We start from the raw sequence: 23,584 nt of genomic DNA, 5'->3' as shown, positions 1-23,584 counted from the left end.
AAAGGCAGGCGACTGAATCTGCCGGTGCGCATACATAAAATGTCAGGGAGGATGACATGACATTTATCAAGAAGGCGGCGGCTGCCGTCGTCGCGGCCACTGTGGCCGCAACGGGTGCGATGGCCGACGGCCATGCCTCAACCAAACTGCGGATCCAGACGCACTATGCCCCAGAGACGGTCTCGGGCAAGCTGGCGGCACAGTACATCGAAGACATTCAGGACATGTCGAACGGCGAGATCCAGGTCGAGATGTTCTACTCGTCGTCGGTCGTGAAGTCGGTCGAAACATTTGACGCGGCATCCACCGGGATCCTTGACTGCGACATGACCGGTGGTGGCTACCAGACCGGCAAGAACTCCGCCTTCCAGTTCGTGGGCGACATCATGGGCGGCTACGAAACCCCCTATCAGCAGTTGAGCTGGCTGTACTTCGGTGGCGGCAAGGAAGCTGCGGCGCCGCTTTACAACAAGTACGGCATGGAGCTGATCGGCTGGTGGGTCTACGGTCAGGAGAGCTTTGCCTCGTCCAAGCCGATCGAAAAGGTTGCCGACTTCAAAGACTGGAAATTCCGGTCGCCCCCCGGCATGGAAACCAAGATCTTTGAAAAGCTGGGCGCCTCGCCCATCGTGATGGATTTCACCGAGATCTTTACCGCGCTGGAAACCGGCATCATCGACGGGGCTGACGCATCCGGCCTGGCCAACAACGTGGGTCTGGGTCTGTATGACATCGTGAAATACGCCAACTTCCCCGGCTTCCATTCGATGCCGTCGGATCACCTGGCATGCAACAAGGCCGTGTTTGACGCGATGCCTGCGCACCACCAGAAGATCATGAAGGTTGCAATGGAAGCGCTGGCGCTGCGCACCGCCCTGACGTTCGAGAAAAAGAACGCCGAAGCGGCCGCACAACTGCGCGAACAGGGCGTGACCCTGTCGAAGTGGGCACCCGAAGAGCTGCAGAAGTTCCGCAACGCGGCCCAGGCCACATGGCCCGAATTCGCCGACACGCCGGAAGCCAAGGCGCTGGTTGATGCGCACCTGAGCTACCTGAAACAGCTGGGCCTCGTGTCCGAGTAAGCGATCCTTGGGGTCCCGCATGTCGGGGCCCCAACCCGCCTGACGCCGCTCGGGACAAGACGTGCGCAGGCCATTTCTCATGACAGGGGGACTTCGTGATGCAGGTGCGCTCCGGCACTCCGATCGAGTGGCTTGTGCCTTTGGCTTTCATCTTCTGTGCAGGCTGGGTGGTCTGGCACATGCCGGCCTTCACGCTCGACTTCTACCCCCCGACAGACGCATCCCAATTCGACAAGCTGTCGGCGCTGTTTCGACGCAATGATGTGACCCCGGGCCTTGGCGGCCTGTTTGGCGGGTTTGCCGATATTGTGGACTGGCTGGCAGCCATCGGTGTCCTTGGCTTTGGCTATGTTGGCATCCGCACCGTGCGCCGCGCGGGCATGGAATTTGAAAGCTGGCGCACCGCTGACCGGTTGGCCGTGTTTATCGGTCGCGTCACCATGATGCTGATCCTGTTGCTGACATCGGTCATGTTGTACGAAGTGATCCTGCGCTACGTGTTCGAAGCGCCGACACTGTGGGCCAACGAACTGTCATTGTGGCTCGCTGGTTTTGTGTTCCTGTGTGCGGGCCTGTACGCCATGCAGCAACGCAGCCACATCCGTATCGTTCTGCTTTACGATGCCGTTCCGCGCTGGGTGCAACGCATCTTTGACTGCATTTCCACCCTGCTAATCGTCACCTTTGCCGCCTTCCTGATCTATGGCGGCTATGGCGAAGCGTTTGACAAATTCTATCGCTGGGAAACCTTCGGCACTGCCTTTGACCCGCCGATCCCGGCCACGATGAAACCCATGGTGCTGTTTGTCGTGGGCATGGTCGCGATCCAGGCCGTGATCAACCTGATTTCCGACTGGAACAAGGAAGAGGTGCATTACGGCGGCGAAGACCTCGACGAGGAAGAGATCGAGCGCATCAAGGCACAGGTCGGCAGCGACGGGGTCGGCGATCTCGACGTGACCGGCCAACACGTGAAGGCAAAGGACTGAGCCCATGGATATCGGTACTATTTCGCTTGTCCTGATGCTGGGGCTGATCCTGCTCTTGGCCATCGGGATGCCGTTGGGCCTCGCGTCGGCCATCCTCGCCGTGGGCGTGCTGGTGATGAAGTTCGAGCCGCAATTGCTGCTGGCCCCATGGACCTTTGGGGATGGTATCCTGACCGGACGGCCCGGGGCGGGGCCGCTCAATATCCTCGCCCAGCGAATATACGGGCTCTTAACGGACTATGTCCTCATATCCATTCCGCTGTTCATCTTCATGGCGGCGCTGCTGGAACGGTCCGGCATTGCCAAGGAAATGTATTCGTCCCTGAACGTGTGGCTGAACCGCACGCGGGGCGGCATCGCCATCGTGACGTCGATCATGGCGGTCATCATGGCGGCCATGTCGGGCATCATCGGGGGCGAGGTCGTGCTTCTGGGTCTGATCGCACTGCCGCAGATGCTGCGGCTGGGCTATAACCAGAACCTTGCCATCGGTGTGATCTGTGCATCGGGCAGCCTTGGCACCATGATCCCGCCATCCATCGTACTGATCATTTACGGTTTGATAACGGAAACCTCGATCAAGGCGCTGTTCACCGCGTCCTTTATCCCCGGTTTCATGCTGGCGTCCTTCATCATCATCTACATCATCATCCGCACGCAATTGCGCCCGCAGGACGCCCCGTTGCCAGATCCCGTGCCGGGCGAGCCGATGGGACGCGAAAAAACGATGTTGTTCTTTGCCTTCCTCGCCGTTGTCGTCGCGGGCTTTTCCGCGGCCCTTATGGGACGGGCGATGTTCTTTGAATTCTCGGGCTCGAACGCGGCAGCCACAGGGGAACAGGCGCGGTTCGGTACAGCGCCGTACATCACCTATTTCGGCGTTGCGCTGGCGATATCGCTGGCGCTGATCTTTGGTGTCTTTGGCCGCGCCCGCACCGCGACGGGGTGGTCGATGGGCAAGGGCCTCGTTCCGCCCATCGTGGTGATTGGCGTTGTGATGGGGTCCATCTATGGCGGCATTACGGGCATCACCGAAGCGGCAGGCATGGGTGCGATGGCGGTCTTCATCATCGCGGTCTTCCGGGGCGAGGCGTCCTTTGACCTGGTGTGGGAATCGTTGATGCGAACGCTGAAATCCACCGGCACGATCATCTGGGTGACCATTGGTGCTACGGCGCTGGCCGGGGCCTATACCATCGCGGGTGGCCCGACCTATGTTGCGGATTTCATCGTCGGCTCGGAACTGCCGACAATGGCCGTGATCCTGTTCATGATGTTGATACTGCTGTTCATGGGCGCCTTCATGGATTGGGTGGGCATCGTGTTGCTGATCATACCGGTGTTCCTGCCCATCGTGCTGAAGCTGCCCATTGACGAGATTGGCCTGTTCGGAGAGTTGAACCCGCGTCACGTCGCCATCTGGTTCGGGGTGGTGTTCTGTATGAACATGCAGGTGTCGTTCCTGTCGCCGCCCTTTGGCCCGGCCGCCTTCTACCTGAAATCCGTGGCGCCGCCGCACATCCAGCTGACCGACATTTTCAAGGGGTTCCTGCCCTTCATCGGCATCCAGCTGATCGCTCTGTCGGTGCTGCTGATCTGGCCGCCCATCATCTCGATCCTGCTCTAGGAGGGGTCCCATGCTGACCGAAGCCCAAGTCGCGGCGTTCCGCACCCAAGGCTACCTGGTCATCGAGAACGTAATCCCTGCGCCTGTAATTGACGCGGTGCGCAGGGAATATGCCACATTGCTCGATGGGCTCTATGCAAATTGGGTGGCCGAGGGTCGTCTTGTCCCCGCGGGGACAGATCTGGATTTCTGGGGCAAGTTGCGCATGTCCTATGCGGCCGGATGCGACTGGTTCCAGCCGATGGACATCAGCCTGCCGGGCGGAGAGATCGAGGCAGATTGCCCGATGCATTTCGGGCCTGCGATCTTTGATCTGGTGGTGCAGGAACGTTTGCTGGATGTGGTCGAAAGCCTGATCGGGCCGGAGATCACGTCGAACCCGATCCAGCATGTGCGTATCAAGCCCCCAGCGCCGGACTTGGCCGAGGATGAGATACGCGCCCATATCACCGTTACCGACTGGCACCAGGATCGCGGCGTGGGTCACGAGGATGCGGACATGACGGATATGGTGACGGCATGGGTCGCCGTCACGGATGCCACGGTCGAAAACGGGTGTTTGCAGGTGGTGCCCGGCATCGACGACGGCTTGCTGCCGCATTGTCCGCAGGTGCAGACGGCCATTGCCCCCGAACATCTGGACACGTCGCGTGCCGTACCCTTGCCCGTCCGGTCGGGCGGCGTGGTGCTGTTTCACCCGCTTGTGCCGCATGCGTCCTTGCCCAATCTGTCGGACGGGTTCCGTTGGTCCTTTGATCTGCGGTTTAACGTGACCGGGCAGCCCACCGGCCGCGATCATTTCCCCAGCTTTATCGCGCGCAGTCGCAGCGCGCCGGACACTGAGTTGCGCGACTGGCGGGTGTGGCGCGATGCGTGGTTTGATGCGCGTGACCGGCTTGCGGCGCAGCACCACATCCCGATCCACCGCTGGTCGGCTGACAGCCCGGTGTGTGCATGATGGATGTCATCCGGCTTGATCCCAGTGACACGGTCGTCACCGCCACCCGCGCGTTGGAGGTGGGCGTCGCGGTCGAAAAAGTGGTGACCACGGCGCTGATCCCGTCGGGGCACAAGATCGCAACACAGGCCGTGGCGCGGGGTGACCCGATCCGCAAATACGCACAGATCATCGGCTATGCGGCGCAGGACATTGCCGCCGGCGACCACGTGCACACCCATAATGTGGAGTTTCGTGGCACGGACGTGGCATACGAATTTGCCACCAATCTGCGCCCTGTCCCCGCGGGGACACCGGATACATTCATGGGGTTCAAGCGTGAGAACGGGCAGGTCGGCACGCGCAACTACATCGCCATCGTCACGTCCGTGAACTGTTCCGCCACCGCCGCGCGGATGATTGCGGCGCATTTCACGCCCGAAATTCTGGCCAAATATCCCAATGTCGACGGGGTCGTCGCCTTTGTGCATGGCACAGGCTGCGGCATGGCCGACAGCGGCGACGGGTTCGAGGCGTTGCAGCGTGTGATGTGGGGCTATGCGCGCCATCCCAACCATGCAGCTGTGCTGATGGTGGGCCTTGGTTGCGAGATGAACCAGATTGACTGGTTGCTCGAAGCCTATGGGTTGAAGCAGGGGCCGCTGTTCCAGACGATGAATATTCAGTCCGTGGCCGGACTGCGCCGTACGGTCGAGAAAGGAATTGAAAAGGTTTACGCCATGCTGCCGCGGGCCAACGCGGCGGTGCGCGAACCGTGCCCGGCATCGGAGCTGAAGGTGGCCCTGCAATGCGGCGGGTCCGATGCATGGTCCGGGATCACGGCGAACCCGGCACTGGGCCATGCCACCGATCTGCTGGTAGCGCAGGGCGGGACGGGTGTTCTTGCCGAAACGCCCGAGATTTACGGGGCGGAGCACTTGCTGACTGCGCGGGCCGTCGATCAGGCGACGGGCGAGCGGTTGCTTGACCTTATCCGTTGGTGGGAGGATTACACCGCCCGCAACAAGGGGTCGATGGACAACAACCCGAGCCCCGGCAACAAGGCAGGTGGGCTGACCACCATTCTGGAGAAGTCGCTGGGTGCTGCGGCAAAGGGCGGGACAACGCCCTTGAACGGGGTCTATAAATACGCCGACATCGTGCGCGCGCGAGGGTTCACGTTCATGGACACGCCCGGCTATGACCCCGCGTCGGTCACCGGACAGATCGCGGGCGGATGCAATCTTGTCTGTTTTACCACCGGGCGCGGGTCGGCATTTGGATCAAAGCCCAGCCCCACGATCAAGGTAGCGACCAATACGGAAATGTATGGTCGTATGACCGAGGACATGGATGTGAATGCCGGTGCGATGCTGAGCGATGGCGTGTCGCTGGAGGAGAAGGGCCGCGAGATTTACGAGCTGTTCCTACGGGTCGCGTCGGGCGAGATGTCGAAATCCGAAGCGCAGGGCTTGGGCGACTATGAATTCGTGCCCTGGCAGATCGGGGCGGTGATGTGATGGAATGCCTGACCGAAGTGCAAAAGGCGCAGTATGAAGAGCATGGGTATCTTCTGGTCGAGAACCGCATCCCGGACAAGTGGCTGACCAGGATCAGGGACGAGATCGCGCGGTTCGAGGACGAAGCCGCGACGATGACCGAAAGCAATGACCGGCTGGACCTTGAGGACAGCCACACGCCCGCAGACCCGCGCCTGCGCCGGATCAAGCTGCCCCATACGATATCGGATGTTGTGCGCGACCTGATGTATTCCGACCATGTCCTTGCCCCGGCACGTGATCTGATCGGGCCGAACCTGCGGCTGCACACCACCAAGCTGAACATGAAATCGGCGGGCTATGGCGCAGCGGTGGAATGGCATCAGGACTATGCGTTCTATCCGCACACCAATGACGACATCCTCGCCATCGGCATCTGCATTGACGACATGGCCGAGGAAAACGGGCCGCTCATGGTCTTTCCCGGCTCGCACAAGGGGCCGCTGTTTGATCACCATGTGGACGGCGTCTTTGCCGGTGCGATGCTGCCCGAGGACAACGGGCTGGACATGGCCGACGCGGTGAAACTGACCGGGCCTGCGGGGTCGATCAGCATCCATCACGGGCGTATCGTGCATGGGTCCGCGTTGAACACCAGCGACCGGGCGCGGCGCATCCTGTTCTACGAGATGATGGCGGCGGATGCCTTTCCCATCATGGGCAGCATGACCAAGTGGGACGGGATCGAGGATTACAACACCCGGATGCTGTGCGGTGTGCCGACGCTGACACCGCGTCTGAAGGATATTCCCATCCGCATTCCACAGCCGCAGCCGGATGTCCCGATTTCGATCTATGAAATTCAGAAGGGGCTGAAGACACGCGCCTTCGACACCATTGGCAAAAAGGATACGTGACATGAGCAAGCCGACAATTGGATTTATTGGTCTGGGCCTGATGGGCGGGGCCATGGTGGGGCGCTTGCAGGATCAGGGATACGCCCTGACGGTGATTGCGAACCGGACGCGAACGTATGTTGACCGCGCGGTGGAGCGTGGCGCGACGGAGGTCACGACCGCCAAGGCCGTGGCCGAGGCCAGCGACATCGTCATGCTTTGCATGGATACGTCAGACAATGTCGAGGCGCGGATGCGTGGGGCGGAGGGCGTGATAGCGGGGTTGAAGCCCGGTGCGGTTGTCATTGATTTCGGAACGTCCCTGCCAGGCTCGACCCGGACCCTGGGCAATGAGGTTGCCGCGGCGGGTGGCCACTATCTGGATGCGCCCTTGGGTCGCACGCCGTCCCATGCGGTGGATGGCCTTTTGAACATCATGTGTGCCGGCGACGAGGGTGCGTTCAACACCGTGCGCCCCGTGCTGGATGATCTGGGCGAGAACGTGTTCCATCTGGGCGCGTTGGGATCGGGGCATACGATCAAGCTGATCAACAACTTCTTTGGCATGACGGTGGCCAACGCGATGGCCGAAGCCTTTGCCATGGCGGATGTTGCGGGTGTGTCCCGGCAAGAGTTGTACGACGTGATGGCGGCCGGGCCGCTGAAATCCGGGATGATGGATTTCGTGAAGGGGTATGGTGTGGATGGCGATCCGAACCAATTGGCCTTTGCCATCAAGAACGCGGCCAAGGACGTGGGATACTATGCGCAGATGGCGTCGGATGCAGGCGTGGAATCCGTGATGTCGAAATGTGCGCTGAATGCGCTGAGCGATGCACGCGACACCGGGCGGGCAGACGATATGGTGTCGCAGATGGTGGATTACTACGCCGACCGGTTCAAGGGCTAGGCGTGGCCATCGCGGCCCACCCCACCGAAGACCGCGCGGCCCTTGGCATCGTCATGACGCTGGGGGCCTATGCATTTTTCACGCTGATCGACACCTCCGTGAAATGGCTGCTCCTGGCGGGGTTGCCAGCGTTCCAGTTGGCGTTCATGCGGTATTTTCCGCATTTCCTGATTTCGACCGCGCTGCTGCTGCGCAAGGGGGTCAGCTGGTCCAGTTTTCAGTCGGCGCATATGGGGCTGGTGCTGCTGCGCGGGTTCCTGCTGGCCTCTGCCACGCTGTTCAACTTCATCACGCTGAACTATCTGCCGCTGACCGTTGTCGGGTCGATCATGTTTTCCGCCCCGATCATCGTGTGTTTTCTCAGCTGGCCGCTGCTGGGCGAGCGGGTCGGGCCGTGGCGCTGGTTTGCGATCATTCTGGGCTTTACCGGCGTGTTGGTGGTGATCCGCCCCTTTGACGCCACCTTTCACGCGATTGCGTTCCTGAATGTCTACAATGCGTTTTCGCTGGCGCTGTATTCCATCATCACCCGCAGGATATCTGGCATTGTCGCCGCCGAAACCATGCAATTCTGGATGAGCGCCTTTGGCGCCGTGGCGTTGGCCCCGCTGGCCTTTGTCGCCTGGACGACGCCCGAAACGGCACTGCAATGGGCGCTGATGATTGGCCTTGGCATCTGGGGCTGGGCCGGGCACGAGATTTTCTCGCGGGCGCATGCCTTTGCCCCTGCAAATACGTTGATGCCCTATACCTACAGCTTTCTTCTGTACCTGGCCGTCGCCAGCTATCTTGTGTTTGGCGATGTTCCGGATGCGTGGACGCTGCTGGGCGCTTCAATCATCGTTGTGTCCGGGTTGATCATCTGGCGACGGACCGCACGAAAGGAACCAGCATGAAAATCGCGGCCATTGGCGAAGCGATGATCGAATTGTCCATGGCGGGCGACAAGGCAGATGTGCGGGTGGCGGGCGATACGTTGAACACCGCCATCTACCTCAAGCGCTGCGCGCCTGACCTGCAGGTCGATTACATAACGCGTGTCGGAACGGATGCCTTTTCGGACCGTATTCTGGAGACGATGCAGGCCGAAGACATCGGCACCGAGGCCATCGAGAGGGATCCCGGCGGCATGCCCGGGCTTTACGCCATCACAACGGATGCAGAGGGCGAGCGCAGCTTTTCCTATTGGCGTGACACGTCTGCCGCACGCATGGTCTTTGTCACGCCGGATGGACCGAATTTTTCGGCGCTGGAACCGTATGACGTGATTTATACCTCGGCCATTACCCTGGCGATCATGCCCGCTTCGACCCGAGCGGCATTGATCCGGTGGTTGCAGGCGTTTCGCAAGAGCGGCGGTCGGGTTGCCTTTGACAGCAACTACCGTCCGCGTCTGTGGGGGGATGTTGATGCCGCGCGGGCGGCCATGTCGGCGATGTGGGTCTTGTGTGACATCGCCTTGCCGTCGATCGATGATGAAATGGCCCTGACCGGCGAAACCGCCTCCGCCGTGGTGGCGCGGTTTCTCGGGTTGAAGCGGACCGGGGCGCTAAAGCGGGGCCCGGACGGGCCGCTGTGTCTGCAAACCGGAACGACGGCTGCGTATCCGGCCGCCGAGCGCGTGGTGGATACCACGGCGGCGGGCGACAGCTTCAACGGGGCCTATCTTGCCTCTGTCCTGACGGGCGGGCCGCAGGACGATGCGCTGCGTGCAGGTCACGAGCTTGCCCGGCAGGTCATCGGGCACCGGGGTGCCATCCTGCCGCGCTAGGCCCCAATGATCCGGCGCAACGCGGCGTCGGGATCTGCCGACTGGCAGGCGGCCCTGAGATCGTCTGACCGCGGATCATCCAGCGCCCGGCCTGCCGCCACCTCGGCCTGAACAAAACCGACCCATGCATTCAGGGCGCAGTCGAGTGCCGGGCTGTCTGCGTGCCCACGGTCGCGCAGCGTGGCAAGGATGCGGATTGGCAGCTTTTGGCTGCCATCCATCGCGATCTGCCGCAGACTGTGTTGCAGGTTTGGATTTGCAAACCGGTCCACAAGCGCAGTCGCATAGGGCGCTGCCTGGGCGTGCATGTCCGATGGCAAGGTTTGCGCCGCCTCGGCCATCAACACCTGTGCCGTGCTGCGCAACCGCGCATCTTCGATGGCCTGGTGAACATAGGTGTGGCCCCGCAACGCGCCAGCATAGGCCAGAAAGGAATGCGCGCCGTTCAGCATCCGCAACTTGCGCATCTCGTGGGGGGCAACATCATCGACCCATTGTACACCCGGCCAGTCGGGCCGCCGTGCCGCAAAGCGGTCTTCGACCACCCATTCGGAAAACGCCTCGGTCGGGACGGCCATGGGGTTGCCTGCCTCGGCGCGCATCGCATCGGTGGTGGCAGGCGTGATCCGGTCCACCATGCAGCCGGGGAATGTCACATCGCAGCCAAGGGACAGATGCGCGGCATCGGCAAAGGTGCGCACGGCCTTTTCCAGCTTGGCGCCATTGTCGGGCAGATTGTCGCAGCACAGGACGGTCACAGGCGCTCGCCGCAGCGCAAGCCCGCGCGCCAGCACTCCGACGACGGTTGTGCCGGTGCCCCCGAGGTCGGCCTGAATATCGGCAGCGTCCAGGTCCAACTGGCCATGCGTATCCAGGTGATACGCCTTTTCGGTGACCGTCAGGGTGATGACGTCAAAGTCGTCCGACACAATGGCATCGATCACGCCACCCGGGTCGTCCGCCGCGACGTACATGTCTGTCAGGCACGTGATGGGTTTGACCGTTGTCCCCTGCGCATCCTTGATCACCAGCGGATAGTCATAGCCCTGCGCCGCCAATCCATCGCGTATGGTACCGGACCGGAAGCTGACGCCGGTGATCTGCCAGCCCGGCGTGTCTTGCGTGTAGGCGGCGATATGCGCCCGAAAGAAGTTGCCGACCCCAAGGTGAAGAATGCGTGGCATGGGTCAGTCCAATCGGTATGTCGTGCGCGCAAGGTCCGTTGCCAACACGCCGGCAAGACGGTCGGCGGTCGTGCGGTCAAAATACCCCCTTTGCATCTGCGTATCCAGGTGCAGCGCCACGGCCCTGCGCCACAGATCGTGGCGCGCGGGGATCGACAGGAAGGCGCGGGTGTCGTCGTTGAACCCGGCCAGGTTGTGATACCCGGCTGTCTCGACCACCTGATCCAGATAGCGGGCGATGCCCGCCGCGCTGTCGTGGAACCACCAGGGTGGCCCGATACGCAGGCACGGCCAATGGCCTGCCATCGGCGCCAGTTCGCGGGCATAGGTCGTTTCATCCAGCGTGAACAGGATCAGCGTCAGCCGTGGATCGTTGCCCACACGGTTCAAGAGCGGCTCCAACCCCCGGACCCAATCGACGGCGATGGGAATGTCGGCCCCCTTGTCCGCACCAAATTGGTCGAACAGGGTATGGTTGGTGTTGCGCCGGCTGCCTGCATGCAGCTGCATGACCAGCCCATCCTCAAGCGACATATGCGCCATTTCGACCAGCATGTGACCGTGAAACGCATCCGCCTGTGCCAGATCACCCCGCAACAGTGCCGAAAAAACGTCGCCCGGCGCGTCAAGCCACACTGTTTTGGGGTCCTCGATCGCGTGATCGGTTGCCGTGGCGCCCAACGCCTTGAAGGCCGCGCGCCGGATGCGCAGGGCAGTCAGGAATCCATCAAAGGTCGACGTGTCGATATCCGTCATCGCACCCAGGGCCCGGACCTCGTCCGCCCAACGGGGGGTATTGGGATCAAGCAGCGCATCGGGCCGGAACGTGGGGATCACCTTGCCCTGCCAGGCGCTGCCCGCGATGGCCGCGTGATGGTCAAGCGGGTCCAATGCGGCATCGGTGGTGGCCAGAACCTCGATCCCGAACCGGTCAAACAGGGCGCGCGGACGATTGTCCGGCGCCGCAAGCCAGGCGTCGATATGATCATATATGGCATCGGCGGTCTGCGGCCCCAAAGGCATGTCGCAGCCCAGCGTTTCGCGCAGGACATATTCGATCCAAAGTTGGCTTGGCGTCCCAAGAAAAAGGTGCCAATGCGCTGCGAACAGGCGAAAGATCTCTCTGGCATCGCGGCTGTCCGCATCCACGCCAATGCCAAGGCGTTCCAGGGGGACACCCTGTGAGTAGAGCATGCGAAACACGTAGTGATCCGGGATCACAAGCAGCGCAGCCGGGTCCGCAAAGGCGCTGTCCGTGGCAAACCAGGCCGGGTCGCAATGACCGTGGGGCGATACGATGGGTGCGTGCCGGATGCCCGCATAAATCTTGTCGGCCATGCCAGCCAGTTTCAGCGCCATTTCCGCCCCTTTCCTTTTTGCGCAGCCTAGCACGAAAGCCCCTTGGCGCACGCGCGAAATACCGTCACTCTGCATGTGGGAGGACCAGAATGAACGTCTTGATGATCGGCGCCGGCATGGTGGCGCAGACGCATGTTCTGGCGGTGCGGGACAACCGGGAAGGTGCGCGCCTGGTGGGGGTACTGGGGCGCGATCCTGTCCGGACGCGTGCGTTCTGTGCCACCGCTTCGGCCACTTTGGGCTATGACGTGCCGGCCCACACGGATCGCGCGGCTGCGCTGGACCAAAAGCCGGACATGGCACTGTTGATCACGCCGCCCGATGCGCGCATGGACCACGCCCGCGCCCTCGCAGCAGCAGGCATCCCGACGTTGATGGAAAAACCAGTGGAACGCAGCCTGACAGCCGCACGGGACATCGTGCAGACGTACGCGCGCGCGCATGTGCCCTTGGCGCTGTGTTTCCAACATCGGACACGGTCCGCGGCCCGGGCGTTGAAGCGCCGGTTGGACGCGGGCGACCTGGGGGCACTGGTACATGTTGAGATGCGTGTGCCGTGGTGGCGCGACCAGGCGTACTATGATGCGCCGGGGCGTGGCACCTTTGAACGCGACGGTGGGGGCGTGATGATCAATCAGGCCATTCACACCCTTGATCTGGCCCTGTGGCTGGCCGGACCGGTGGCCCGCCTTCAGGCGATGATGCGCACCAGCCCGCTGCACGCCATGGAAGCCGAAGACATCGCGGCCGCTCTGCTGCACTTCGCGTCGGGCGCAACCGGGGTGCTAAGCGCCACGACAACCGCATATCCGGGCCGCGCGGAAAGCATCACGCTGACCACGACGCGGGCGCAGGTCCATCTTGAGGGAGAGACGCTTGGCATCGAATGGCTGTCGGGTGCGTCGGAACGGAGTGCACCGGATGGGGATGTGACGACGGGCGGGGGGGCCGACCCGATGGCGTTTACCCATGCCTGGCACCAATCCGTGCTCGAGGATTTTGTCACGGCTGTTGCCCGGGGCCGGCCCCCGATCGCGTGTGCCGCAGATGCGTTGCATGTGCACGCCGTGATCGACGCGATGGAACGGGCCGCGCGCAGTGGACACGGTATTGAGGTCGCCCAATGACGCTTGCCTTTGTTGCGCTTGGTCTGGACCACCGTCACATCTACGGCATGACCGAAAACATGTTGGCGCAGGGCGCGCGCTGCCTTGGCTACTGGACCGAAGGGGCGCCCCAGCCGTTGGACGGTTATGTTCGGCGCAACCCTGATCTGCGCCGGTTCGACACGTTGGACGCGGCCCTGTCCGCCGGTGCGGATCTGGCGTTGGTGTCCTGCGTTCCGGCCGACCGCGCCGCCCTTGCGATCAAGGCGATGCAAACGGGCCATGACGTGATGACGGACAAACCCGGCTGCACCACGATGGACCAGTTGGCGGCGATCAGGGCCTGCGTGGCAGAGACCGGCCGCATCTGGTCCATCAACTTCTCGGAACGGTTCGAAGTGCCGTGCGTGACGCTGGCCGATGCACTTGTGCAGGAGGGGGCCATTGGGCGCGTTGTGCACACCACCGGGTTGGGGCCGCACCGTCTGAACCGCGCCACGCGGCCGGAATGGTTCTTTCAACGCGAAAGATACGGTGGTGTATTGGCGGATATCGCCTCGCACCAGATCGATCAATTCCTGCACTTTACCGGGTCAGACGATGCGCAGGTGACACTGGCCCACGTGGCCAATCACGCAAACCCGGACGACCCCGGATTGCAGGATTTCGGAGAGATCGCGCTGCGGTCCGCGCACGCGTCGGGATACATCCGTGTGGATTGGTACACACCCGACGCCTTGCCCAATTGGGGCGACGGACGGCTGACGCTGCTGGGCACGGACGGCTACATCGAATTGCGCAAGTATGTGGATGTTGCGGGGCGTGACGGCACCGATCACCTTGTGCTGGTGAACGGCGCGCGCTGCGAGACCATCGATGCGCGTGATGCGGGCCTGCCGTATTTTGCGCGCCTGGCGCATGACATCGCGCACCGGACAGAAACGGCCATGACCCAGGCCCATTGTTTCAAGGTCATGGAATTGGCGTTGCAGGCCCAGGCGATGGCCGAGGGGCGCCGGGCGTGATCCGGGTCGCGATCCTTGGCGGCGGTATCGGGGCCCAGCACCTTGCGGCCTACGACCGGTTGGACGGGTTCGCCGTCACCCATCTGGTGGATCAGGACGCGGACCGGTTGGATGCGTTGTGCGGCGATCGGATTGCGCGGCTGACATCCGTTGACGCGGCGCTGGCCGCGGATGTGGACCTGATCGACATCTGCCTTCCGCCCCATCTGCATGCGCCGGTGGCCATCTCGGCTCTTGCGGCGGGCAAGCATGTGATCTGTGAAAAGCCGCTGGGCACGTCTTTGGCGCAGGTCGACGCGATCACGGCGGCGGCGAACGCGTCGGGCAAAACTGTGTTTCCCGTGTTTCAGTACCGCTTTGGTCGCGCGTTTGATCAACTGCGCGCCTTGCGCGCCGCCGGGCTGGTTGGCGCACCCAAGGCCGCATCCATCGAAACCCATTGGAACCGCGGTGCCGACTACTATGCGATCCCGTGGCGCGGCACGTGGGCGGGCGAACAGGGCGGCGCGGTGCTGGGGCACGCCATTCATGCCCATGATCTGTTATCGACCTGTGTTGCGCCTGTCGTTGCTGTGACCGCGCGTCTGGGCACGCTCGTCAACCAGATCGAGACGGAAGACACCGCCGCCCTGATCCTTGAGCTTGATGGCGGAGCACTGGCGACCAGCAGCGTCACGTTGGGGGCGGCGCGGGACGAAACGCGGATGCGGCTGGTGTTTGAACACCTGACTGCGACGTCAGATACGCTTCCGTACAGTCCGGCGGAAGGCACCTGGCACTTCACGGCCCGCGATCCGGTAGACCAAAAGGCCGTGGATGCGATATGTGCCGATATCCCGGAAGGGCCGCAAGGGTTTGCCGGGTTCCTGACAGAGGTCGGAAAGGCGCTGAACGCGGCACCGAACCATGCCGTGACCCTGGCTGACGGGGCCCGGTCCATTGAACTGGTGACGGCGATCTATGCCTCCGCGCGCGCGCTGTCGCGCGTGCCCCTGCCGCTGCCTGCAACGCATCCGCTGCGCGAAGGATGGCAACCATGATCGAATGCTGGCGCTGGTTTGGACCTGACGACCCCACACGGCTGTCTGACCTGCCGCAAGTTGGGGCACGCGGTGTCGTGACGGCGCTGCACCAATACGCGCCGGGCGCCGAATGGCCCCGGCAAGCGATCCAGGCGCGCAAGCAGATGATCGAAGCCGCCGGTCTGACCTGGGAAGTTGTCGAAAGCCTGCCGGTGTCCGAAGCGATCAAGACGCAAGGCACGGACGCGGCGCAGCATATCGCGGCCTACAAGGCCAGCATGGCATCCCTGGCCCAGGCCGGGGTGCGCACGATCTGCTATAACTTCATGCCGATCCTTGATTGGACACGCACGGAAACCCACGCGCGTCAGCCCCATGGCGGCACGGCAATGCTGTTCGACCTCGTCCAGTTCGCGGCCTTCGATTTGCACGTCCTGCAACGCCCGTCCGCCCCGGATGACTACCCGCCCGCGGTACAGGACGCGGCCCGTGCGGCATTTGCTGCAATGCAGGACGCCGACATCGCGCGCTTGACGCGCACCATCATCGCGGGCCTGCCGGGGGCCAATGATGGCTGGACCCTGGCAGACGTACGCGACCGTCTTGCGACCTATGACGGCATCGATCCGGCGCAGCTGCGGTCGCATCTGATCGACTTCCTGGCCGAGGTGGCGCCCGTGGCCGAGGCGTTGGGTCTGCGCCTGTGCTGCCACCCCGATGATCCGCCCTTTTCCCTGCTGGGCCTGCCCCGGGTCATGTCGTCGACGGATGACTACCAGGCCGTTCTGGACACTGTGGATGTCGCGGCAAACGGGGCGACCTTGTGCACGGGGTCATTGGGCGTATCCCCAGACTTCGATGCGCCGGAGTTTGTGCGCCGCCTTGGCCCGCGCATACATTTTGCGCATCTTCGCAACACCAGTCGACTGCCGTCGCCTGACCCGCAGCGCCCCGGCTTCCTTGAAGCGGCCCACCTGGAAGGTGATACCGACATGGTCGCGACGATCCGGGCCCTGATGGACGAAGAAGCCAGGCGGCGCGGTGCGGGCCGACCGGATCATGCAATTCCGATGCGCCCGGATCACGGGCAAGAACTGTTGATGGACCGCGCACGCGACAGCCTGCCTGGCTATCCGTTGATCGGGCGCATGCGCGGGTTGGCGGAACTGCGCGGTATCATGGCCGCCGTCGCCGGAGCGCAGTCATGATACGGATCGGAGTCGCGGGCGTTGGGCTGATCGGGCAACAGCATCTGAAGGCGATTGCGCGGGCCACTGGTGTTTGTCTCTCTGCGGTGTTCGACCCCGCGCTGGACAGTAACGCCCCATGGGAGGTCGTGGAAACTCTGCCTGATCTTGCAGAGCGTTCGGACGGTGTCATCCTTGCCGTGCCGAACCACTTGCATGCGACAATGGCCCTGAGGCTGATGGATGCGGATTGTCCCATCCTGATCGAAAAGCCCTTGACGGCGACAGCGGCAGAGGGCGCGACGGTCGTGCAGGCCGCGGACATGTCCGGCGTGCCGATCCTTGTGGGTCACCATCGGCGGCACAATCCGGTTGTCATAAGGGCACACGAGGTGATTGCAAGCGGTCAGCTTGGCACGATCACGACCGTTCAGGGCACGTGCTGGTTGCCCAAGCCCGACAGCTACTATGCGCAGGCGTGGCGTCAGGGCGCCGGGGCTGGTCCGCTCTTTATCAACCTGATCCACGACATTGACCTGCTGATGTACCTGTGTGGACCCATTGCCGAAGTCCAGGCGATGCAAAGCAACGCGGTGCGTGGGGCCGAGGCCGAAGAAGTGACTGTGGCGACGCTGAAATTCGCAAGCGGTGCGCTGGGCACAGTCAACCTGTCCGACGTCGCAGTCGGTCCCTGGAGTTGGGAGCTGACGGCAGGAGAGAACCCGGCCTATCCCAGGACGGACCAGTCCAGCTATTTGATCGGTGGCACCAAAGGCGCCTTGTCGCTGCCCAATCTCAGCCTGTGGACACAAAAGGACGGGCCGGACTGGTGGGCGCCCATGGACCAGACCCGCGTGCCCCTGCCGCTGTCCGACCCGCTCAAGGATCAGATCGAACATTTTGCGCAGGTGATCCGGGGCAAGGCCGCGCCGCTTGTCAGCGGTGCCGATGGTCTGCGTGCGGTGCAGGTGATCGAGGCGATCAAGACCGCTGCGGTATCCGGCACCCGTGTCGCGGTTGGTTAAAAAACGCTCGCGCCCGCCCAAACCTGTGCTAGCGTGACCGCGCGCAGCCTGGGCTGCGCCGCGCTAGGGCAGGGGGTGTCTTCTGGACCTGCCCGGCATCCGCGCCCGATGTGAAACCCCATCCTGAAAACCTGAAACGGAGGACCCGCTGATGACGTCAGTTGGTGTGATTGGATTGGGCGATATGGGCAGTGGGCTGGCCAGGAACCTGATCGCACATGGATTTGAAACCTGGGGCATCGACCTGCTTGCCCACAGGCAAAGTGCCTTTGTCGATATGGGTGGGCATGCGGCAACAGATGTTGCGCAGGTCGGGCGCAATGCCGAAGCCGTCTTTGTCATGGTGATGAAAGGGACCGAGGCGCAAGAGGTTATTCTGGGCACCGGTGGACTGGCAGAGACGATGGCGCCCGGCGGGATCATACTGCTAACGGCCACGATCAAACCGGCCGAGGCGCGCGCCATCGGGGTCGCGCTGGACGGCACCGGTCTGCACCTGATCGACAGCCCCGTTTCGGGTGGTTTTCCCGGCGCCCAAGGCGGGACACTGACCATGATGGCCGCCGGGTCCGATGCTGCACTGGCGCAGGCCCGCCCGGTGATGGAGGCGGTGTCGGCCAGCATCCACCGCGTGGGCGACACGCCCGGCGACGGCCAGACCGTCAAGGCATGCCTGCAATCGTTGATCGGCGCGCAATTCTCGGCCACGTTCGAGGCGGCCGCATTGGCGGCCAAGGCCGGTGTGCCGGGGCAGGTCATTCTGGACGTGTTTTCCACCTCTTCCGCCGGGTGCGGTGTGGTCAACAACGCGTTGGAAAAGATCATCGACCGGCAATTCGACGGCACCGGCAGCCACATCAACACCATGCACAAGGACCTGACCATCTCCATGGCGCTGGGCGAAGAGCTTGGCGTGCCGCTCCATACGGCGGCGTCTGCGATGCAGGTCTTTCACGCAGGCCGCACGCGCTATCCTGACGGCGACAACTGGGCCTGCACCCGCGTGATCGAAGACATCGTGGGGGCAGAGTTGCACCGCAACGGCGCCAGGATGACGCGATGAAACTGGGTGTGATTTGCGACGGCATCAGCCGCGACTTGGCCCATGCCGTTGATGTGATGGACGAATTCGACCTGACCTATGCCGAATTGCAATTCGTCGGTGACACCGAAGTGGGCGACCACTCAGCGCAGGACATCCGCGGGATCGACAGGCTGTTGCGGGATCGGGGCAAGCCCGTGTCCTGCCTGTCCCGCCACATCTTTGCCGGGACAACATCGGCCAACCGACCGGGCGACGCGCTGCATACGCAGCATATGGATGCATTGAAACGGGTGATCGACATGGCGCATGTCGTGGGCAGCCCATTGGTGCGCATCATGACCCAGAAGAAAGAGCAGATCCTGTGGGGTCGAAACGGGGCTGAGACGTGGAATGTCGCACATGGCGCGTGGGACACGATGGCTCCGATGATTGCCCCGGCCGTGGAACTGGCCCGGGCCGAAGGGATCACGCTGGTGGTCGAGACGGGCAACGGCACCATGGTCAATTCCAACTACACAGCGGCAAGGCTGATCGACGAATTGGATGCCAAGGACGCGCTCAAGGTGTTGTGGGATCCGGCCAACAATTGCTGGTGCCACGAATTGGCCTTCCCCGACGGCTACGACGCGGTCCGGGACGGCTATCTCGGCCATGTGCACATCAAGGATGTGAAGGTGGATACACCGCGCGCCACGCTCGAAGTGCGGAAAATGGGCACGGGCCAGCTTGGCCCCCTGTTTCAGCCCATGGCAGACGCCTTGCGGGCGGATGGCTATGACGGCGTGATCAGTTTCGAATCCGTGTACCACCCCGGAAATGGTGACTTCGAGGCGGGGTTCCGGGCGTGCATCGACACGTTCAAGACGATTTTCGGCCCCTGAGGTTCACCCGAACGTGCCCGCACCTGACACAGGCGCGGGCCACCCCATATTGCGTCGCGGGTGTCTCGCCGCTAGGCAAGGCATCGCAAGACAAAGGCGCACATGATGACCCAAGCCCCCCTGCCGACCCTTGACGACATGCGCGTGGCCGTGATCGGGCTGGGCTATGTCGGCCTTCCGCTCGCGTTCGAGTTCGGCAAGCAGCGCCCCACCATCGGCTTTGACCTGAACGAAAAGCGGATCGCGGCGCTGACCGCAGGCACGGACAGCACCGGAGAGATCGAGGACCTGAGCGCGGCGACACATCTGCGCTATACCGCGCAACTGGCGGACATCGCCGATTGCAACGTCTATATCGTTGCGGTCCCCACCCCGATCGACAGCCACCGACAACCCAACCTTGACCCGTTGCTCGCGGCCTCTCGCACCGTGGGCAAGGTCATCAAGCGCGGCGACATCGTCATCTTCGAAAGTACGGTTTACCCCGGCGCAACCGAAGAGGACTGCCTGCCGCTGGTCGAAGAGGTGTCGTGCCTGACGCGCAACATCGACTTCTACGCAGGCTACAGCCCCGAGCGGATCAACCCCGGCGACAAGGACCGCCCGCTGCCCAGGATCATCAAGGTGACGTCGGGCTCGACCCCCGAGGCAGGGCAGGCGATTGACGCGCTCTATGGCACCATCATCACCGCGGGCACCCACCTGGCCCCGACGATCCGCGTGGCCGAAGCGGCCAAGGTGATCGAGAACACGCAGCGGGATGTGAACATCGCGCTGATCAACGAATTGTCGATCATCTTCTCGCATCTGGGTATTGATACGGCGGCGGTGCTGGATGCGGCGGATACCAAGTGGAATTTCAACCGCTACACGCCGGGCCTTGTGGGTGGGCACTGTATCGGGGTCGATCCTTACTACCTGATCGACAAGTCGATTTCGGCGGGCCACATCCCCGACATCATCCGCATGGCACGCGAGATCAACGACGGCATGGCGCAGCACGCGGCATCGCTGTTGGTCAAGGCCATGATCCGCGCGCAGGCACAGGTGCATGGCGGGCGTGCCCTGATCCTTGGCATCACGTTCAAGCAGAACTGCGCCGACATTCGCAACACCAAGGTCGTGGACATGATTGGCGAATTGCAAGGCTACGGCCTGCAGGTCGATATCCACGATCCCTGGGCCTCTGCCGAAGAGGTGCGCCGCGAATACGGGATCGCGTTGCTGGACGACGTGCCGGACAAAGCAGCGTACGAGGCGGTGATCCTTGCCGTGCCGCATGACGCCTTCGTCGCCCAGGGGGCGGAACGCTTGCGTGCGCTTCTGACGGATCAGGGCGTTCTGTTCGACATGAAGGCGGTGTTTGACCCGGGCGACAGCGACTTGCGCCTTTGATCGGCGCTAGTCAATGCCGGTAGAAAGCCTCTATTTCACCTCTCAGTGTGAATTTTACTGATGCTCGCAAGCGGCTTTCGGGTCCAAATTCTCTCAGAAAGTCATCCTTCATGTTCCCACATGCCTCAAGCAAAGGCGCTCCTTGGGAAGCACAGGAAATATACAGTGAGAATTCGCAACTACCGGGACGGCAAGCCATGTCACTTAGGTCAAATGCTTGTACTTCCAGCGACCCCACCCAAGACCGGAAATTGCAGCTCCCATCGTCGGCGATGAAAACTTCCGCTCCGCCTGCCGCAACGAGTGATGCAACGCCAGTGGACAGATAGCTACATATTGGGCGCGTGATCTGGTCGGTAATGTCAGGACGGGCCATTTCTTCCAGTACGCTTTCCTCTCCCTGAAATAGATAGCCACCCCCTGCCGAGACACCATCTAGTCGTTCGGAAAGCCGTGTATTGATTTCCATAGGTGTAGTGCCGTGAATAAATGAAACGGGTTGTTCCGAATCGTCGCCATCGAAAAAGATACGCGGGTTGGCTATACGGCCATAACTCAACGACGAAATGTACTCACTCCAGTTAAAGCGAACACGTTTTTCGAAGGTACGCATCATGCGACTGTTAATTTTGAAGAATGTGAATTCTTGAACTTCACCTCTGGTCGTTACATCCTGAACAGAATCTGGCGTCCGAACGGAACCGATAAAGTAGTAAGCATTGCCGCTGGTTCTATGCACAGCTTGTACAATGTACAAAATATCGCCATTCGTTTTGTCGAACAAATTATTCGAGTTTCGAATAAACTGGATGCTGGAAAACTCTTCGTTCTCAAATGTTTTCGATGAGCCCTCTTTGCGTAGCAGTGTTAGGTCCAGCTTTTGGAAGCGAGCAGGATTAAGACCGTCTCCAGATATCTTGAACGCAACAAAGTTATTTGGAACAACATTTTGCGCAAACTCGTAGTCGTCAGGCACTTTCGGCTTGCTTGAAAACATAGTTGCCGGGATCAATCTTCCATCGTGGGGACGTTTTTTAAATAGCCCGAGCATGCTTCCAGAGTTAAGATAGGAAATAGTCTCAGCACGACTAGGCGATTGTAAGCCAAATATTCCATTGAGTAAGACTACGGCAAGTATTAAGGTGAAGAGAAAATTGGCATGCCGCACGATATTTAACCTTTTTGGTGACTTCAGTATTGGTAGCACTCATATTGCCTGGCAGTCAACGCGCCTCATGTGGTGGCCTATTTAATTCCGTTGGGTTTGAGCAGCGTCTTTAGATGCCCGCGTTTTGTCCAAAGGCGCGCGCCATCCGGACCAGCGGTCATGTCGGCCACGTCGCCCGGTGACAGGCGCACCCAGTCACGCGGGCCCAATGCCGCGCCGTCGTGATGCAGATTGCCCTCCATCACCAGCACCTCGGCCCCATCCGGCGCGGTCAGGGTGCTGGCGGTGCCCGCGGCCCAGACCTCCAGCGCCACATGTTCGTGCGCATCCTCGAACAGCGTCGCCGTTTCAACACCGGGCCTGTCGGCATCCGGTGCCGTGGCCACCGTATTCATGTCGACCCGCACATGCTGCCGGTCGTCCGGATCGAATTGCCACAACTTCACAAAGATCGTCGCGCCCGGCTCGGACCTTGGTGTATGGCGGGACGTGGGCGGGTTGCGGACATAGGTGCCGACGGGGAAATCCCCCGCCTCGTCCTGAAATACGCCCTCCAGAACGATGTATTCTTCGCCCCCGTCATGGGTATGCGGGGCAAATGCGCTGCCGGGTGCAAACCGCACAATGGTCGTCGCGCGGGCCACTTCATCCCCGATCCGATCCAGCATCTTGCGGTCCACACCGGCAGAGGGCGACGCCCGCCACGGGTTGTCTGCGTTCAGAACGCGCACGGTCCGGGTGAAGTCCGCATTCAGTTCCATTGTCGTCCTCCGATGTGATTACCTACCATAAGGTAGATATTCTTGTTGCAAACGCAAGGGAAATGCCTATCTCTTTTCTAGAAATACGCAAAATAGACATTTTTTGAACCCGACCAAAAGATAGACAAATGGACACACAAACCCGATTGCTGGACCATGCCGAGACGTTGGCGCGCACGCGCGGGTTCGACGGTTTCAGCTTTGCGGACCTCGCCCTCAGCACAGAGATTCGCAAGGCGTCGGTGCACTACCACTTTCCGGCAAAGGCCGATCTGTCGCTTGCCCTGATTGCGCGGTATCGGGGTGTCTTTCTGGAAAAGCTACACGGGATATCGCAGGCCGAGCCGACGGCGGGGGCACGGGTGCTTGCGTTTCTGGACCTTTACCGCGCAGCGTCGGATGGCGGGCGCAGCCTGTGTCTGTGCGTGGCGCTGTCCGTCACGCAAAGGGCGCTGCCCGACGCCGCACGCGCGGAACTGGCCGCATTCCACCGCGACGTGACCGCATGGCTGGAACCCGTGTTCCGGCTTGCGCAAGCCGATGGCAGCCTGCGGCACGTCACCGACCCGCGCGCAGAGGCGAGCGCGGCCATGGCGCAGGTGGAAGGGGCGCAGATCATGGCGCGCGCCGCCAGGGATGCCACCCGGTTCGAAGCGGCGATCCAATCGCTGGTCGCCCGCGTCATCTGACAGGTCTGGCGAAAATTGTGAGGTGC

At 62.0% G+C, this 23,584-nt stretch carries 22 protein-coding genes; 18 read left to right on the top strand and 4 right to left on the bottom strand.

Annotation, left to right across the window (positions count from 1 at the left end):
- Positions 1-56 precede the first annotated feature (56 nt).
- The 9 genes from Q0844_RS17020 (at position 57) to Q0844_RS16980 (ending at position 9,711) form a co-directional block, all read left to right on the top strand.
- Positions 57-1,082, top strand: a complete 1,026-nt coding sequence (locus Q0844_RS17020) for a TRAP transporter substrate-binding protein (protein WP_299047316.1) — start codon at positions 57-59, stop codon at positions 1,080-1,082.
- Positions 1,083-1,180: 98 nt separating this feature from the next.
- Positions 1,181-2,071: a TRAP transporter small permease gene (locus Q0844_RS17015; protein WP_299047313.1), complete on the top strand. Its 891-nt coding sequence runs from the start codon at positions 1,181-1,183 to the stop codon at positions 2,069-2,071.
- Positions 2,072-2,075: 4 nt separating this feature from the next.
- Entirely contained in the window at positions 2,076-3,698 is a 1,623-nt protein-coding gene (locus Q0844_RS17010; protein ID WP_299047311.1) for a TRAP transporter large permease subunit, read from the top strand.
- A gap of 10 nt (positions 3,699-3,708) precedes the next feature.
- Positions 3,709-4,656 (top strand): phytanoyl-CoA dioxygenase family protein, encoded by a 948-nt coding sequence (locus Q0844_RS17005; RefSeq protein ID WP_299047309.1) that lies wholly within the window; start codon positions 3,709-3,711, stop codon positions 4,654-4,656.
- Complete coding sequence (locus tag Q0844_RS17000) at positions 4,656-6,155, top strand: altronate dehydratase family protein (protein WP_299047970.1); 1,500 nt, start codon at positions 4,656-4,658, stop codon at positions 6,153-6,155. Before Q0844_RS17005 ends, Q0844_RS17000 begins: the two co-directional genes overlap by 1 nt.
- A complete protein-coding gene (locus Q0844_RS16995; RefSeq protein WP_299047307.1) occupies positions 6,155-7,051 on the top strand; it encodes a phytanoyl-CoA dioxygenase family protein in 897 nt (298 codons plus the stop codon). Before Q0844_RS17000 ends, Q0844_RS16995 begins: the two co-directional genes overlap by 1 nt.
- A gap of 1 nt (position 7,052) precedes the next feature.
- The gene (locus Q0844_RS16990) at positions 7,053-7,940 is read left to right on the top strand and encodes an NAD(P)-dependent oxidoreductase (RefSeq protein ID WP_299047306.1); all 888 of its coding nucleotides are present in this window, start codon (positions 7,053-7,055) and stop codon (positions 7,938-7,940) included.
- Positions 7,941-7,942: 2 nt separating this feature from the next.
- The gene (locus Q0844_RS16985) at positions 7,943-8,836 is read left to right on the top strand and encodes a DMT family transporter (protein WP_299047304.1); all 894 of its coding nucleotides are present in this window, start codon (positions 7,943-7,945) and stop codon (positions 8,834-8,836) included.
- A complete protein-coding gene (locus Q0844_RS16980) occupies positions 8,833-9,711 on the top strand; it encodes a sugar kinase (RefSeq protein ID WP_299047302.1) in 879 nt (292 codons plus the stop codon). The genes Q0844_RS16985 and Q0844_RS16980 overlap by 4 nt, the downstream gene beginning before the upstream one ends.
- Here Q0844_RS16980 and Q0844_RS16975 read toward each other — a convergent pair.
- Positions 9,708-10,895 carry a mannitol dehydrogenase family protein gene (locus Q0844_RS16975; protein WP_299047299.1) on the bottom strand — a complete coding sequence of 396 codons (1,188 nt, stop codon included), beginning with the start codon at positions 10,893-10,895 and terminating at the stop codon, positions 9,708-9,710. The genes Q0844_RS16980 and Q0844_RS16975 overlap by 4 nt on opposite strands.
- A gap of 3 nt (positions 10,896-10,898) precedes the next feature.
- Complete coding sequence (gene uxaC / locus Q0844_RS16970; protein ID WP_299047292.1) at positions 10,899-12,254, bottom strand: glucuronate isomerase; 1,356 nt, start codon at positions 12,252-12,254, stop codon at positions 10,899-10,901.
- Positions 12,255-12,343: 89 nt separating this feature from the next.
- Here uxaC and Q0844_RS16965 point away from each other — a divergent pair, with 89 nt between their 5' ends.
- The 8 genes from Q0844_RS16965 (at position 12,344) to Q0844_RS16930 (ending at position 20,940) form a co-directional block, all read left to right on the top strand.
- Positions 12,344-13,381, top strand: a complete 1,038-nt coding sequence (locus tag Q0844_RS16965; protein ID WP_299047289.1) for a Gfo/Idh/MocA family oxidoreductase — start codon at positions 12,344-12,346, stop codon at positions 13,379-13,381.
- Positions 13,378-14,385: a Gfo/Idh/MocA family oxidoreductase gene (locus tag Q0844_RS16960; RefSeq protein ID WP_299047288.1), complete on the top strand. Its 1,008-nt coding sequence runs from the start codon at positions 13,378-13,380 to the stop codon at positions 14,383-14,385. The genes Q0844_RS16965 and Q0844_RS16960 overlap by 4 nt, the downstream gene beginning before the upstream one ends.
- Positions 14,382-15,425 carry a Gfo/Idh/MocA family oxidoreductase gene (locus Q0844_RS16955; RefSeq protein WP_299047286.1) on the top strand — a complete coding sequence of 348 codons (1,044 nt, stop codon included), beginning with the start codon at positions 14,382-14,384 and terminating at the stop codon, positions 15,423-15,425. The genes Q0844_RS16960 and Q0844_RS16955 overlap by 4 nt, the downstream gene beginning before the upstream one ends.
- Complete coding sequence (gene uxuA, locus Q0844_RS16950; protein ID WP_299047284.1) at positions 15,422-16,615, top strand: mannonate dehydratase; 1,194 nt, start codon at positions 15,422-15,424, stop codon at positions 16,613-16,615. The genes Q0844_RS16955 and uxuA overlap by 4 nt, the downstream gene beginning before the upstream one ends.
- Entirely contained in the window at positions 16,612-17,619 is a 1,008-nt protein-coding gene (locus tag Q0844_RS16945) for a Gfo/Idh/MocA family oxidoreductase (protein ID WP_299047281.1), read from the top strand. Before uxuA ends, Q0844_RS16945 begins: the two co-directional genes overlap by 4 nt.
- Positions 17,620-17,770: 151 nt before the next feature.
- Positions 17,771-18,682, top strand: a complete 912-nt coding sequence (locus Q0844_RS16940) for an NAD(P)-dependent oxidoreductase (RefSeq protein WP_299047278.1) — start codon at positions 17,771-17,773, stop codon at positions 18,680-18,682.
- Positions 18,679-19,545, top strand: a complete 867-nt coding sequence (locus Q0844_RS16935) for a sugar phosphate isomerase/epimerase family protein (RefSeq protein ID WP_299047275.1) — start codon at positions 18,679-18,681, stop codon at positions 19,543-19,545. Before Q0844_RS16940 ends, Q0844_RS16935 begins: the two co-directional genes overlap by 4 nt.
- 105 nt (positions 19,546-19,650) lie before the next feature.
- Entirely contained in the window at positions 19,651-20,940 is a 1,290-nt protein-coding gene (locus Q0844_RS16930; protein ID WP_299047272.1) for a nucleotide sugar dehydrogenase, read from the top strand.
- Between the two features lie 10 nt (positions 20,941-20,950).
- On the opposite strand, the gene Q0844_RS16925 is transcribed toward Q0844_RS16930, so the two are convergent.
- Positions 20,951-22,108: a hypothetical protein gene (locus tag Q0844_RS16925; protein ID WP_299047270.1), complete on the bottom strand. Its 1,158-nt coding sequence runs from the start codon at positions 22,106-22,108 to the stop codon at positions 20,951-20,953.
- Positions 22,109-22,185: 77 nt separating this feature from the next.
- Complete coding sequence (locus Q0844_RS16920; RefSeq protein ID WP_299047268.1) at positions 22,186-22,869, bottom strand: cupin domain-containing protein; 684 nt, start codon at positions 22,867-22,869, stop codon at positions 22,186-22,188.
- 128 nt (positions 22,870-22,997) lie between these two features.
- On the opposite strand from Q0844_RS16920, the gene Q0844_RS16915 reads away from it, so the two are divergent.
- The gene (locus Q0844_RS16915) at positions 22,998-23,558 is read left to right on the top strand and encodes a TetR/AcrR family transcriptional regulator (RefSeq protein ID WP_299047266.1); all 561 of its coding nucleotides are present in this window, start codon (positions 22,998-23,000) and stop codon (positions 23,556-23,558) included.
- Positions 23,559-23,584 lie beyond the last annotated feature (26 nt).

The sequence above is a fragment of the uncultured Tateyamaria sp. genome, from assembly GCF_947503465.1.
GTDB lineage: Bacteria > Pseudomonadota > Alphaproteobacteria > Rhodobacterales > Rhodobacteraceae > Tateyamaria.
The sequence above is the reverse complement of the archived record's forward strand: the minus strand, read 5'-3'. Positions and strand labels throughout refer to the sequence as shown.

Excerpts from the sequence above, each read along its gene's own strand:
- Q0844_RS16975 (WP_299047299.1), bottom strand. The coding sequence starts at position 10,895 with ATGCCACGCATTCTTCACCTTGGGGTCGGCAACTTCTTTCGGGCGCAT.
- Q0844_RS16915 (WP_299047266.1), top strand. The coding sequence starts at position 22,998 with ATGGACACACAAACCCGATTGCTGGACCATGCCGAGACGTTGGCGCGC.
- Q0844_RS16945 (WP_299047281.1), top strand. The coding sequence starts at position 16,612 with ATGATACGGATCGGAGTCGCGGGCGTTGGGCTGATCGGGCAACAGCAT.
- Q0844_RS17015 (WP_299047313.1), top strand. The coding sequence starts at position 1,181 with ATGCAGGTGCGCTCCGGCACTCCGATCGAGTGGCTTGTGCCTTTGGCT.
- Q0844_RS16960 (WP_299047288.1), top strand. The coding sequence starts at position 13,378 with ATGACGCTTGCCTTTGTTGCGCTTGGTCTGGACCACCGTCACATCTAC.
- uxaC (WP_299047292.1), bottom strand. The coding sequence starts at position 12,254 with ATGGCGCTGAAACTGGCTGGCATGGCCGACAAGATTTATGCGGGCATC.
- Q0844_RS16990 (WP_299047306.1), top strand. The coding sequence starts at position 7,053 with ATGAGCAAGCCGACAATTGGATTTATTGGTCTGGGCCTGATGGGCGGG.
- uxuA (WP_299047284.1), top strand. The coding sequence starts at position 15,422 with ATGATCGAATGCTGGCGCTGGTTTGGACCTGACGACCCCACACGGCTG.
- Q0844_RS17005 (WP_299047309.1), top strand. The coding sequence starts at position 3,709 with ATGCTGACCGAAGCCCAAGTCGCGGCGTTCCGCACCCAAGGCTACCTG.
- Q0844_RS16930 (WP_299047272.1), top strand. The coding sequence starts at position 19,651 with ATGACCCAAGCCCCCCTGCCGACCCTTGACGACATGCGCGTGGCCGTG.
- Q0844_RS17000 (WP_299047970.1), top strand. The coding sequence starts at position 4,656 with ATGGATGTCATCCGGCTTGATCCCAGTGACACGGTCGTCACCGCCACC.
- Q0844_RS16965 (WP_299047289.1), top strand. The coding sequence starts at position 12,344 with ATGAACGTCTTGATGATCGGCGCCGGCATGGTGGCGCAGACGCATGTT.
- Q0844_RS16995 (WP_299047307.1), top strand. The coding sequence starts at position 6,155 with ATGGAATGCCTGACCGAAGTGCAAAAGGCGCAGTATGAAGAGCATGGG.
- Q0844_RS16920 (WP_299047268.1), bottom strand. The coding sequence starts at position 22,869 with ATGGAACTGAATGCGGACTTCACCCGGACCGTGCGCGTTCTGAACGCA.
- Q0844_RS16935 (WP_299047275.1), top strand. The coding sequence starts at position 18,679 with ATGAAACTGGGTGTGATTTGCGACGGCATCAGCCGCGACTTGGCCCAT.
- Q0844_RS16980 (WP_299047302.1), top strand. The coding sequence starts at position 8,833 with ATGAAAATCGCGGCCATTGGCGAAGCGATGATCGAATTGTCCATGGCG.
- Q0844_RS17010 (WP_299047311.1), top strand. The coding sequence starts at position 2,076 with ATGGATATCGGTACTATTTCGCTTGTCCTGATGCTGGGGCTGATCCTG.
- Q0844_RS17020 (WP_299047316.1), top strand. The coding sequence starts at position 57 with ATGACATTTATCAAGAAGGCGGCGGCTGCCGTCGTCGCGGCCACTGTG.
- Q0844_RS16940 (WP_299047278.1), top strand. The coding sequence starts at position 17,771 with ATGACGTCAGTTGGTGTGATTGGATTGGGCGATATGGGCAGTGGGCTG.